Source organism: Spirosoma radiotolerans (genome assembly GCF_000974425.1).
Taxonomy (GTDB): Bacteria; Bacteroidota; Bacteroidia; order Cytophagales; family Spirosomataceae; genus Spirosoma; species Spirosoma radiotolerans.
This window is the reverse complement of the sequence record NZ_CP010429.1, coordinates 2,129,241-2,141,901: the sequence shown is the minus strand read 5'-3', so window position 1 is coordinate 2,141,901 and position 12,661 is coordinate 2,129,241. Positions and strand designations below refer to the sequence as shown.

Annotated in this window: 11 protein-coding genes; 1 reads left to right on the top strand and 10 read right to left on the bottom strand. The window is 44.1% G+C overall.

Features of this window, described 5'->3' with window-relative positions:
- Positions 1-2 precede the first annotated feature (2 nt).
- From SD10_RS08580 to SD10_RS08555, 5 genes are all read right to left on the bottom strand, one after another.
- Positions 3-830 carry a sugar isomerase domain-containing protein gene (locus SD10_RS08580; protein ID WP_046573428.1) on the bottom strand — a complete coding sequence of 276 codons (828 nt, stop codon included), beginning with the start codon at positions 828-830 and terminating at the stop codon, positions 3-5.
- 15 nt (positions 831-845) lie between these two features.
- Positions 846-1,730, bottom strand: a complete 885-nt coding sequence (locus tag SD10_RS08575; RefSeq protein ID WP_046573427.1) for an ROK family protein — start codon at positions 1,728-1,730, stop codon at positions 846-848.
- A 398-nt stretch (positions 1,731-2,128) separates the two neighbouring features.
- Entirely contained in the window at positions 2,129-3,076 is a 948-nt protein-coding gene (locus SD10_RS08570; RefSeq protein WP_046573426.1) for a quinone oxidoreductase family protein, read from the bottom strand.
- A 59-nt stretch (positions 3,077-3,135) separates the two neighbouring features.
- On the bottom strand, positions 3,136-3,630 hold the full coding sequence (locus SD10_RS08565; protein ID WP_052731132.1) for an Rrf2 family transcriptional regulator: 495 nt from the start codon (positions 3,628-3,630) through the stop codon (positions 3,136-3,138).
- 869 nt (positions 3,631-4,499) lie between these two features.
- A complete protein-coding gene (locus SD10_RS08555) occupies positions 4,500-5,102 on the bottom strand; it encodes a hypothetical protein (RefSeq protein WP_046573424.1) in 603 nt (200 codons plus the stop codon).
- 223 nt (positions 5,103-5,325) lie between these two features.
- Here SD10_RS08555 and SD10_RS29630 point away from each other — a divergent pair, with 223 nt between their 5' ends.
- Complete coding sequence (locus SD10_RS29630) at positions 5,326-5,481, top strand: hypothetical protein (protein ID WP_158500553.1); 156 nt, start codon at positions 5,326-5,328, stop codon at positions 5,479-5,481.
- Between the two features lie 460 nt (positions 5,482-5,941).
- Here the strand turns inward: SD10_RS29630 and SD10_RS08550 are convergent, their stop codons facing one another.
- The 5 genes from SD10_RS08550 to SD10_RS08530 form a co-directional block, all read right to left on the bottom strand.
- Positions 5,942-6,271 carry a hypothetical protein gene (locus SD10_RS08550; RefSeq protein ID WP_148562407.1) on the bottom strand — a complete coding sequence of 110 codons (330 nt, stop codon included), beginning with the start codon at positions 6,269-6,271 and terminating at the stop codon, positions 5,942-5,944.
- Between the two features lie 449 nt (positions 6,272-6,720).
- Positions 6,721-8,514 carry an HsdM family class I SAM-dependent methyltransferase gene (locus SD10_RS08545; RefSeq protein ID WP_158500552.1) on the bottom strand — a complete coding sequence of 598 codons (1,794 nt, stop codon included), beginning with the start codon at positions 8,512-8,514 and terminating at the stop codon, positions 6,721-6,723.
- Positions 8,515-8,594: 80 nt separating this feature from the next.
- On the bottom strand, positions 8,595-9,170 hold the full coding sequence (locus SD10_RS28675) for an HNH endonuclease signature motif containing protein (RefSeq protein WP_052731131.1): 576 nt from the start codon (positions 9,168-9,170) through the stop codon (positions 8,595-8,597).
- Complete coding sequence (locus SD10_RS08535) at positions 9,160-9,837, bottom strand: response regulator transcription factor (RefSeq protein ID WP_046573421.1); 678 nt, start codon at positions 9,835-9,837, stop codon at positions 9,160-9,162. The genes SD10_RS28675 and SD10_RS08535 overlap by 11 nt, the downstream gene beginning before the upstream one ends.
- Complete coding sequence (locus tag SD10_RS08530) at positions 9,838-12,459, bottom strand: ATP-binding protein (protein WP_046573420.1); 2,622 nt, start codon at positions 12,457-12,459, stop codon at positions 9,838-9,840.
- Positions 12,460-12,661: the final 202 nt, after the last annotated feature.

Here is a 12,661-nt window from a genome sequence, read left to right as displayed (position 1 = left end):
CATCATACGTTTGGCGAGATCGGTAACGTACGTTGCTCGCTGACATACGACGGAATACCGACGTGCTGGTAGAGTTTGGCCAGCCGATGGGCGTGTTCGTCGTAGGCCCCTTCAAACAGCGTGACGGCCCGTTCGGCACCCACCACATTGGCCGCCGACAAGACTCTGGGTGGCTGCCCCGCTTCGGTCAACAATCTCGCGACCTCCGCTTTGATGCAGTTTACCAGCACAACACCGCCAAGCGTCGAGCCGGGGGCCACGAGCGTATCCAGTCCCGGAATAGTAAGCATCGCATCGCCCACGGGGGCACCTGTGTCTAAAATCAGGTCGGCAAAATCAGTGAGCTTTTTACCATCCGCCCGTTTGCTGATGCTCTTTTCGGCATGCTGCCTGGTCACCAAGGCGACAACTTTCACCCCCGCCTGCTGAAACAGTTCCGCCATTTCGATAGGCACGACATTGCTGCCGCTGGACGAAATAACCAGCGCCGAATCCTGCGCCGAAAGAGCGTAGTTACGCAGAATCCGGCTGGCCAGTCCCGGCACGTTTTCCAGAAACATCGCCTGGCGCTGCCCATTGGCACCCACCACCAAGTTGTGAAACGAGAGGGAGAGTTCAACAATGGGGTTGAAGCCTGGAAATGAGCCATAGCGGGGCCACATCTCTTCGACCATAATGCGGCTGTGGCCACTGCCAAAAAGGTGCACCATCCGGCCCGCCAGAATAGTCTGACTAAACCATTGGGCTGCTTGTTGAATGGCCTCGGTTTGAGCGTCAATGGTATCCAGCAAGGCCCGGCTCCGCTGAAGGTACTGCGTGGTTAAGTTCATGGAATGCGTTGTCAATTAATCCAGTAGAAAAGAGGCTGCGCCGATGGCGCCTGCCCAGTCTTCGAAATACGCTTTACGAATGATGGTTTTTTTACCCGCCGGTCGCCACTCAAACAGGTCGAGAAACGTTTGGAGTGGCTCCAGCAAATCCCGGTCGGCCTGCATAATGCCCCCGCCCAGTACGACCACCTCCGGCGAGAAAGCACTGGCCAGTGACGCAATCGAAACCGCCAGTTGCCGGATGGAGGTCAGCCAGACTTGGGTAGCCAGCGGTTCTCGTTGCCGATAACCATCGACCAGTTCATGCGTGGTCTGATAGCGTCCAAACGAGCGTCGGCCCACCGTTGCATTGCCAATGGCATCTTCCAGGCTTCCGGGCATGTTGGTAATGTCAGGCTGCACACTATCGGCATTTACTGTCATGTGGCCGAGGTGACCCGCCATCTGAAAGAAGCCCTGATACAAATGACCATTCAGCAAAAGACCGCCCCCAACCCCCGTCCCCAAGGTAAGTATCAGGCCATGAGATACGCCTTTCAGCGCCCCAAACCGGGCTTCGGCCATCAGGGCTGCGTGGGCATCGTTCAGCACCCGAACGGGTTTGCCCAGGTAAGCCGACCAGTCGAAACCTTCCAGCCCCTGCAACCGACCCGGCATACAGACGATCGTTTTATTATCGGGCGCGGGTAATCCCGGTGCCGACAAACCAATGCCCAGAATCGATTCGGTGGCCTGCTTGGTTAAGGCTTCTGCGGTATCCAATACCGCTCGCTGCCAGTTGCTGCTTTCACCGTCGCCGGTTGGGGTAATTAGCTGGTAAAGCACGGCGCCCGTGCGCGTGTCGATCAACGCCCCTTTGATGCGTGTTCCGCCTACATCAATGCCTATTGCCTGACTCAATTTGGTTATTTGGTTAATTCAAGGTGCGCGCTATATCAACCAATTTTCTTTTACAGGGCCGATTCTAGTGAATTTTAGTCAAAAAACCACAGTTGGGTAAAGTACCCCAGCACCATCTCTACACCCCGGAACACGTCCCGTTGTCCCAGACGTTATGTACCAGGGTTCGCAAGGCAAGGGGCAATAGCGATCGTTAAGAATGACTTTAGGCGCGCTGTCATGACGCTGGAACAATCTGCAGGTCATTGCCTTTTGCCTTCACAAAGATTAGTTTTTACAATCGGGCAACGATCCTTACATTGGATACTATGGCCTACTCTCGGGTAGCTATTTGTAAACTTACAAAAAAACAACGCCCACTGGGTGAGCGTTGTTAAAGCTATAATTTCGTTTTTCCATTAAAAAATCAGGGCCACTTTGCCTTGCGTCCGGCGGAATTCCATATCCTGGTGTGCCTTTTGTACGTCAGCAATTGGATACGTCTCTACAGGAAGCTTTAATTTGCCCGCCTGGTACGCACCGAACAATTCACCGGCATACTCCCCAAATTTGGCAACATCGGCAAAGAGCGTATAGCCCCGAACAGACTGCCCCTTCCCGATGAGTTGCTGGCCAGCCAGCATCGTTGGTTCACCGCTGGCGGACCCGAAGATGACACCCGTTCCGCCCACGCCCAGCGTTTTCAGGGCATCGGCGCCTATTTGTCCGCCAACGGCGTCGAAGACAACTGATACGCCCTCACCATTCGTAGCATCGAGCACCTGTTGTACCCAATCCGCATCGGCATAGCTTACGGCCGCATCGGCACCCAATTCCTGTACCTGTGCCTTTTTAGCCTCACTACCGACAGCCCCAATAACCCGCTTGCCCTGGTGTTTTACCAACTGCACCATGACCGAGCCTACCCCACCGGCAGCAGCCAGCATCAGTACCGATTCATAGCGGCCTGTATCGAGTAGCCCTACCGCTGTCATTCCCTGTACCAGCAAGGCTGTGGCCTCGGCATCGCCTAGCCCATCGGGCAACGGAATGGCCTGAGCGGCAACAGCAATGGCATACTCGGCATAGCCCCCATTCGGAATCATGGCCATTACCCGCTGACCAGGCTGTAATGTTGTTACGCCCTCGCCAACCGAATCCACAACACCCGCGACTTCATAGCCCGTTATAAACGGCAGCGTAACCGGGTACGGGTAAGTGCCTTTTCGTTGAAGCACATCGGCATAATTGACCCCGGCTGCGGCCACTTTAATCCGAATCTCACCCGCTTTTGGTTCGGGAGTTGGTAATTCAACAAACTGCAGAACATCGGCTTCGCCATGTTCGGAAAACTGTACTGCTAGCATGATTTGACCTGACTTTAATTGAAACTATTTTTATTACATTAAGAGACAAAAGCTTATGGTTAATGGCCGACTGCCAGACGAGCCATTGAGGTATTCAGCACCTCGGCAATGGAATATTGACCTAAATCCTGTTTAAGGGCGGAGAGTGATTGGGCAAAAATGGGATACAACGTTTGTTGAATGCTATTGGCAATAGGAATACAATCGGCTTTGTTATCGCGGTGGGCCAGCGCAAAAAAGTCGACCCGATCCCCTTCTACCGCCAGAAATACATCGAGCAATGAAATGTCGGCGGCTGCTTTACCGAGCTGGTAACCACCGGTTTTACCCCGGAGTGAGATAACTAAGCCAGCACTGCGCAACTGTCCCAGCAGCCGTCGGATAATGACCGGGTTTGTTTTCAGCACACCCGCGATTTCGTCGGAGGTGACACGCATTACGCCATTTTCGGCATAATTCACAAAGGAGATTATATGAGCCGTGGGTGCGCCCGCATTAGCCGGATAGGCCAGATAGGTCATAATGTGAATAGCCGTCAGGAAGTTGCCACTCATAATTCAGTGCTTATTGCCTAAGAAACTTATTGTAACAAAAAAAGTTTCAATTACTAAGCTTTATTAAGTCTTATTGTCACACTGAAGACCGCAAACACGTTCTTCCTATTCTCGTTATCCAATGCCCGAAAAGGCTGATGGTTTAAGTTTAATTTATCTGAACGCCGGTCGTTTGCACCTTTACACCCTTTCCCTTGTTGAGCTGCCAACTTTCCTTCGGGGCGTGCTTCCTGTCGACGGAGACTTGCCCACGCGGAGCGTTTTAGTTTTGTTTAGCTTTTAGCTGCTCTTGAGAAAGCATCCAAAACACGAACGATACACCTATACTTACCACAATTGAGCTTGTCAAGATGACCGAAACCTCGACAACGAACAGAGATAATCTTACTCCGCCTAAGCCTTTCAAAATAATGGGCGGATGATTAAAGGCATCAACCAATGTTTGCCAAGTACTGGATAGAATAAAACTGGCAAATACCACCGCAAATATGGATGTCATTTTGACTGTATATCTCAGGAATGTTGACTGTCTCATAGCCCATTACAGATTGTTAACATATGTCTTGCAAGGATATTACTTATGTCGCTCGTAGCCTGCCTTTTAAACCTAACTTGCTCAACTCAAGCGTTTCCACTGTCAGCCAGAACCCGGAAATTCGACACTAAATTTGCCTAATGAGACGTGCGGTCTGTCGCTGGTAACCCGCCCTTGACGCTCATTTTGGATAGGCCACCAACACCCATGAGGGTTGATGGGTGAAGAAGTAAGATAACTAAACACGAGCCGCTTCCAACCTTTACACCCTCATTTGGTTGGGCTGCTCGGCTTCACTGCGGGACGGGCTCCCTGTCGCCCGAAACCTTGGTTTTTAGTTTGGCGCAAAGTTGTTGGGGTCAATATAATTGAAAGCATCTTGAACTTCAACTACGTAGCGATACCTTCCTTTAACGGTTCTCTCTTTGGAATAGCCGGAGACATTTTTAAGCGACATTACTTTGCCATCATTAACTTTTCCATATTGTTCAGTTGAATCGACACGGTAAAACTTATGGCTCACATATAAATAGTTCTTATAATCAGTTACATGTGTTGTTAAGGTTACCGAGCTATCACGGCATACTGTTAAATAAACACTCTTATTCACTCGCGAAGCTATACTGTCACAAATTATCAATATCTTATTCGGCAGAGTTCTGTCTTGGGTAGAACGAAGCCCCAATGGGAAATTAAAGCACTGAGCGGTGTCTTTTACTCTAGAAGATTCGATAACGTCTTTTTTATGATTATTCACTTTTTCAAGCAATTCAATATACGTCGGAATAGCTGTCTGATTATTAGATTCTTGATTCAGTATTTCTAACATCTTCTCAGAAGTTGCTGGCTCATCAGAGAACACTGTAAATGATAATACCCAAATAAATAGTGGAACAGAGATTACCACTATTATTACAATCAAACACCCTTTTGCCATTCAATTTGAATCTTTATGCTGCCTAGTAAGCCGAATCATTTGTCTTCAGGATTCAGAAAGTACTCATTATGTTCCTATGTGGAGCGTTTGCACTGTCAGCCGCAACCCGGAAATGGAAACCTAAAGCCTGTTTGTCAAGACGTGCGGCTTGTCATATGGAGCTGGAAATGAAAGCCTAAAGTCTACCCTCTAGGGTGTTTCCAGTGTCGCCTACAACCCGAAAATGGAAGCTCATTTTGGACCCGCCACGCAACGCCAACAGGGGCTGATGGATGATGGTAAAACTACCCTGAACACAAGTCACTTCCACCTTTACACCCCTGTTTGGTTGGGCTGTCCCGCTTCCCTCGGGACGTGCTCCCTGTCGCCGGAACGGTGACAGCGCGGAGCGGACAACTACGCACCTAACCGCTTAAAGCCAAAGCGCGAAGCCCTCTACTACGTATCCTTTTTTTTCAGCCTAGCCTGTTGAGACGGTTGGTCTGTCGAAGGCGACCCGCCTAACTCGTTTTTAGCCTCTTTCTCGGGGCGCTTCCCCTGTCGCAGGTGACTCAAAAAGCGGCCTCATTTCGGCGTTTATGGTGTCGACCGCAACCCGCCCAACGAGCCAAACAGCCTGACTTTGGGACGTGCAGCCTGTCGCAATTAACCCGCCTTTGACTCCCATTTTGGTCGGTTCACCCAACGACCATGAGGGTTGATGGATGAGGAAACCACTCAAGACAACGAACAGAGTCTCAACTTTTACACCCTCATTTGGTTGGGCTGCAAAGCGTACCTCGGGACGAGCGTCCTGTCGAGGGGAAGCTACCCCACGCGGAGCGAAAGATTATTAAAACTTAAAGTGAGGCAATTTTTGCTACTTCCTCCTCTATAAATGAATTGTATTCATTAAAGAACTCCGTTTCTAATTGAGTCAAAATTTGTTGGCATATATATTCATCGGCGCTTTTATTCAACGTTTCATTATCGATCTGCCCCTGAACTCGAGTTTGGAACAACTTATGCTTTTTGATATGTTTCGTATTCTGTTCTACTGTTAACACAGCGTCCATCTTTATGAGATATAGGGCTTCTCCTTTGTAAAGTGAATGCGCTAATTTTTCGTAACTTCTTTCTCCAAATAACGATTCGTCCTTCCATTTCTCAAGTTTTTCCTCAATTTTCATGGTGCTTGTCTTTTTCAATTGTAAGATGAATATATTTCCGATCCTTGGTTGACGATTGTCCTGTCGCGAGGACGCTGACCTCGAAACCCAGACCTAACTAATTAATGCAATTCTGGTGTCGACCGAAACAGCCTAACGAGCAAAGAAGCCTGCCTGTCGAGCCGTGCGACTTGTCGCCCGAAAGCCGGACTTTGAAGCACATCTTGGCTGGTTCACCCAACGCCCGCGAGGGCTGATGGTGCAGCACACAAATCCACTGAACACGAACCACTCCCAACCTTTACTCCCTCGTTTGGTTGGGCTGCAAACCTTCCCTGGGCACGTGCTCCCTGTCCCCCGAAAGCCTGCCCACGAGGAGCGCACACAACAGATTAAAGCCCAGCATGAAGCCTTTCGCTACATTGCTGTTGAAACAATTGACCTTCAGCTCGCTACAGGCTTTAGGCCCTTTAGGTTGTTGCTAAAAGGTTTTCAACACCATAGAGTTCATATAACACTTCGTTGGAGTCCTCTGCCTCTAAGAATCTCCGTTTTTCGGCAGTGGAAAACTGATATATACCGAAATTTTTAAGATAATTTCTGCTAAGCGAAATGTATCCGGAAGCGTAGTCTTTAGTAGTGCTGCGAATGTATTTGAAAAATATTTCTGATTCCAATATTTTTTTAATCAAGATTAAATCTTCTAAATTTTCTGATACTATTGCTAAGCCATTGTAAAATAACATGTTCTGATCTTCACAAAGCACAAAAGATGGTTTTTCACAGATATGTGGGAAGAATAATTTGAATGCACGAACATTCATGGATTGCCTTCTGCCATAAGCATACCATGTCTCATACTCACGTTGTCCTTTATCTCTTTTTTGCAGTATTTCCCGTTTAGACAATAAATGATTGTATGCGAACGGATAGTCGGATCTCATTACTGCCTCAGGTATGATTGTTATGTGTTCATCATAGGGGAAAATAATTTTTTCTGTATTAATAGCAAGATCCTCTGGTGTCTTGACTTTGTTCGAATTTATAATATCACGACAAATAGATATTTCAACCTTTTTTTCCTGATCATTATCTATAAAATAGTGATATATAATATCTGACTTAATGGGTGTAAACTTATAAACATCATTCTTAAGAGTTGCTATACCATTTTTAGTCGTATAAAGTTCTTTGAATGGCCTGCCAGTCTGTTCAACTACGTCAATAAAACTTGCAATATCATCGTCATTTACAAGATTCCACCCATCATGATTATCAAGATTTTCATATTGATAAATGTGTAAATCCTGCAAAAAATTTATTTCATCGAGCTGAGAGCTATGAGTACGATTATACTGTATGTTACCAGGTAATTTGTCAAAGAAACAAATACATGTGTAGGTATTTCTGTCCTTGAAAACTTGTTCTCCACCGAAATTTAATAAAGTAAGATTAACCCGGTTCAAAGCGAAATACTCTCTTAATGCTCTTCCGTTAATACTTTTTGTAAAAGTATTAACTGTGATGAACCCCAATAGTCCAGCAGCATTGAGACACTCATAACCTATTTGAAAAAATGGTATGTATAGATCAGGATGGCCAGTGCGTGATACTTCCCATCGAGACATAAGCTCCATTGTTTCACGGTCCATGTTTCGTGAGCATACATATGGTGGATTTCCTACTATCAAATCGAACCCACCTTTTTCGGCTACTGTAGGGCAGGCTTCACGCCAATCAAATGCAAGTGTATTTGCAACAAATAAATTAAAGTTAAAGACTTCGGCATCTTCACCATTAATAAGAGCATAGATACTTAATAGTATTTTAGTACGCTCAATGCTATAGTCAGCGATATCAATACCGAAAATATTCTCTTCGAAAATCTGACTGAAACTTTTATTACAATGCCTCCTAAATTGTTGAGTAAGTGTTAACAAAAACCCACCACAGCCACACGAAAGATCAGTTGCAAGCAAATGCTCAGCACCCTCCGGAGTTCTCTGCCAAACATTTTCAACAATGTATTCTCTAATATTTCTTGGCGTATAAACAGCGCCATTAACAATTTTTTCAGATGGAGAAATAACGAATTCAAAAAGTTGAACTAGGTTTTCAAGATCAAATTTCTCAGTTTCAGCAAGTATAATTGTTAAAAAATTGATCATTTGCTCATGTCCTTCTTCTGCATCGGAGATAAGAAGATCTTTAAGAAACATATTGTGACGAACCTGCAAACAGTTGGCTTTAACAAATGCGGACACAATAAGTTTGTTTACTTCACGAGTATCCTTAAGATTACTATTCTGCAAAAACTTGAATACATTCTTCATTATCCCACGATTCACTGATGTGCACTCAAATACTTTAAATATGAACGAAGCTCTACGCCCAATTCACTGTGAATACCCTGTAGGTCTGCCTTTAATTGTGCGTTTTTGGGATCATTTATTGCAGCTTCAAGTTTCTCCATGCGATCATTTATATTGTCAAGCATCCAAACGATCTGGTAACGTTGTAAATACAGTTTCAGTTGTTTATACATATATTGAGCAGAAGAGGAATTTTTATTAGCGACAATATTACCAGTTGCATCTCTTGAGAAGTGCAGATTGAAGTCAACATTGCAAGGGTCTATATAGTCCGTTTCGTCATTAGATTTAAGTATATTGACATAGGAGCAACAATATACCAAGTTAGAGTAATCTGTTTTTAGATTTGGTTTCGCAGGATATTTTTTCCACGGAATAAAATGATCAATATGAAAATTACCAGCTCCTCCAAACCAGCAATCAGAAGAATCTGTATAGCCACATCTGTTTTGAAAATCTTTTGCCAAATCGAGTTTAAACAACCGGTAACTTTTGTAAGTTTTTGTGCAAGTTCGTTTAGGGTGGTGATTTCTAAAATTATTTGCCATCTCCACTATTAATTTTATTTAACATTTCATCCATCTTCGATAAAACTTGACTTAAGCGCTGAGTATTTGACAATTGTTTAAACTCTGAAGGGACTATACTTTTCTTATCGATACTTTTTTCTAGAAAATCATCTAATTCGATTAATTCTTTTTCGTCTATGATATCTGCACCCCCTTCTTCACGCAATTTAATTAACTCCGTCAAACGTGACTCTTTTTCTTCAATGCGCGTCCGATAGTGATTAATCTGTTTTTTTACACGTTCCAAAAATGAAGCCCTAGCTTTCGTCTGCTTTTCAGAGTCAGCATGAAGAATATTTTTAATATAAACAATATTAACGTCATCGCTTTGATTAATAGCTTGATCGTCGAACGAGGTTAGAATAAAGCATGGAAAATCTTGTCTTAACTCTGTGAACGCTTGAACAAGCGCCGATCCGTTGTAAGGAACATTGTACTTAATGTCGACTTTAGCTTCATTAAGCATAAAATCGGTGATTAGTGCATCAGGAGAGTGTTTGACCACTAAGTCGAGCATTTCATCCAATTCTGGAAGCGGGAGTTCCGTGATAACTTCAAATTCCGCATTGAGAGGTGATGCTTCCACATAATCAAGAAAATGTTCGAACACATCCTCTTCCTCATCAACAAATAGTATCTTATACATCTACTTCTTCTTGAATTTTAGTGGGAATGATATCCTAATACCAAACCCTTCTTGCGGAAATAACAAACGAACGCCACCATCATTTTCTTCAACTATCGATTTGACCAACCACATCCCAAGGCCAGTACCTGTTTCCTCGCCTGTGTGTTCGTCTCGCTTCGTTGTATACATTTCTTCGAATATCCGTTCTGGTTGGGTAATATCTGGAGATAGCCCCGGCCCGTTGTCGTAATATTCAACAATAACTTCTTTTGAAGTTTCAAAGGCTTTTAATGTAATCAAACGAGCCCTATTAGCTGTTGCAATATTGAACGCATCGATCGAATTGATTAACAGATTATTGAAAATGCTATCAAAATCTATTTCAAAAACTCGCATCTCCAGATTATCGATCGCAGTAGTATCCATCTGGATACCCCGGTAATTGAACACCGTCGACCAATCATTCTTTAGATCATTGAAGTATGTTACAAAAAACAGTTGTTTTCGCTTTCGTTTATCTTTTCGTGCTACGCCAAGAGAGAAGTTCAACCAGTTTTGCATTTTTGCATCCTGTTTTTTGAACTTTTCTAACTGAGCAAACGGATTTTTGCGATCAGAAACACCTTCAAAATCCTGTTCTGGCAATCGCTCTAATAAAAGATTTCGGAGTTTATCGACACGGGAACTTAAAACATCATTTAGTTTACTCAAATCGTGGCTGAATGAGGCTAAGACAATCCCACTACTTGCTAGACCACGTAGCAGCTTTTGTTCTTCCTTGAGTTTTTCGATCTCCTCTTCTTTACGCTCAATCTCTCCTGCTAATATTTCTTTTTCCGCATCAACAGCGACAGGCTCTTGTTGTTGAGGACCACCCGCAGGCGTAGGCTGTTTATTTGCTCCAGAATTTGCAGCACGTTCTTTTTTTGCTCTGCTGGCTGCTAGTATTCGCTTGGCCAGTTCCTCTGCTTTCTTTCTGTCACGCTCAGGACCGAACTTCACATTGTCATAGGCTGCCATTTCTCGGGCAATATTTGCCCGGTCAATTTCAAAAACATTAATGACTGCTGCCAGTAATTGTTTGAATATCTGGAATGTTTTGTTTTCCTGTAGACCTTCGCGGCTAGACTTATCTTCAAAGTTAACATTGGTAAGTCGGGAGATTTTTACAGCACCCGCTACGTTTTCAGGCTCGACTCGATAACCGCCCTCCTCCTTTGCTATACCAGCAGGGCTGGCAGATTTTCGGTTGCCGAGGCCAAGCCAATCAAAGGCAACATCCTTGGTCTCACCGTAAGGGCGAACTCTGAAATTATCTCGAAATAGTTTTATACCACCGAATTTGTCCAGCCAATCACGACGCTGATTTGATTGAAAGCGACGATAGAAAAAACGATTTGCATCCGGCGAAGAGGTAGTTCTTTTCAAGAAATAAAAACTGAAATCAAATAAGCCAATGTCAGCAAAAACATTATCTTGGTCTTTTGCAGAAAAACCCGGTATTAACTTAGAGAAAGTGGTATCACGTACCCATTCGCCTTTAACAAAATCCTCTTTTCGATATGGAAACACCTTCATTGCCTCCCTGTTAAATAGTTCGGGATCAATAAGGTCTACATCGTACTCCCTACGAAAGACTGTAATCTTCACATTTTGCTTGTCATCAGCGGTGGCTTGTACCTTGTAATCATAATCATCGCAAATTGAACCTAAAACTTCCCCATACTTATTCGGGTCAGCTGCGCTAAATACATAAATTTCAAATCCACCACTTTCTTTTGGAGGAACTAAAACTTCCAAATCCGAATAGACTTGTTGCACAAAATAATCTTCCCAGTTTTCACGGAGGTCAGATATTTTTAAGATCGTCCCAAAATCAAAACTTTTATCACCGTTGATTTTAGAAAAGTCAATAGGGGGACGGATATCATTGAGTTCTTCTTTCAAAGAAGTTGAATACAAACCTGTTAGTTCTGCGTTAACCGTATCTATAGTTTTGAATGCACCTTCGAAATCTTCCCAATTAACCACCCATTGATATCCACTAAAGCCAGTAAGGTTATCTTCTTCATCAACATCCGGTAAATGATTGTCCGGATTAAAGATGGTCGTCATTTCACATTTATTACCAAGTTTATCTAAAGCAAATCGTCCAATACCTTTAGCACCTGCTTTAACACGCCCATTTTTGGTAAAAACATTATTTGCTTTATTATCAGTACCTATCGTCATCCAATGATCTCTGATGATCTTCTGGGTCATGCCTTCGCCACAATCAATGATATATAAAGTGGCTAGTTTAGCGAGGTGCTTTCTCAATTCGGAACGTACCTCATCATTCAGCTCTAATTTGATATAATAATCCTCCTCCCGTTTTTCATATACCTGCAAGAGTAGGGCTTCGGGCACTTCCATTAAAACCAACTCATCATAACGGGCTTGGTTTATTTCCTGTAAAAGACTGGAATACCTGTTATCAAAATATACAATACTTACTGCACTATCGGCATCGTAACCGTTTTTGACCAACTCAATGATCGCTCCTTTTGAAGTCGCAATATTTTCGCGCCCAATAAGCCTCGCAGTTCTCGCAGAGACTTTAAAAGGCACTTTATTACGTACAGGTTGAAGGACTTCCATCTGTTATTCTTGGTTTGAGCGACACTTCCACACAAATGTATTGAATCTACACATTTATTCACTTGTTACCATGGTCCTGTTGAGGAATTGAAAAAGGATGATAGTCGGCCAGTTTCGTATTGACCAAGAAACAAAGTGATGGCTACGTAGTGGCAACCCCTAATCTACTGATAGTGGGCAACAGTATCGCTTAGCGTGAAGC

What these genes read in the sequence shown, in the direction of transcription:
- SD10_RS08580 (WP_046573428.1), bottom strand. Translation starts at nt 830, where the DNA reads ATGAACTTAACCACGCAGTACCTTCAGCGGAGCCGGGCCTTGCTGGAT.
- SD10_RS08570 (WP_046573426.1), bottom strand. Translation starts at nt 3,076, where the DNA reads ATGCTAGCAGTACAGTTTTCCGAACATGGCGAAGCCGATGTTCTGCAG.
- SD10_RS08565 (WP_052731132.1), bottom strand. Translation starts at nt 3,630, where the DNA reads ATGAGTGGCAACTTCCTGACGGCTATTCACATTATGACCTATCTGGCC.
- SD10_RS08555 (WP_046573424.1), bottom strand. Translation starts at nt 5,102, where the DNA reads ATGGCAAAAGGGTGTTTGATTGTAATAATAGTGGTAATCTCTGTTCCA.
- SD10_RS29630 (WP_158500553.1), top strand. Translation starts at nt 5,326, where the DNA reads ATGGAAGCTCATTTTGGACCCGCCACGCAACGCCAACAGGGGCTGATG.
- SD10_RS08550 (WP_148562407.1), bottom strand. Translation starts at nt 6,271, where the DNA reads ATGAAAATTGAGGAAAAACTTGAGAAATGGAAGGACGAATCGTTATTT.
- SD10_RS28675 (WP_052731131.1), bottom strand. Translation starts at nt 9,170, where the DNA reads ATGGCAAATAATTTTAGAAATCACCACCCTAAACGAACTTGCACAAAA.
- SD10_RS08535 (WP_046573421.1), bottom strand. Translation starts at nt 9,837, where the DNA reads ATGTATAAGATACTATTTGTTGATGAGGAAGAGGATGTGTTCGAACAT.
- SD10_RS08530 (WP_046573420.1), bottom strand. Translation starts at nt 12,459, where the DNA reads ATGGAAGTCCTTCAACCTGTACGTAATAAAGTGCCTTTTAAAGTCTCT.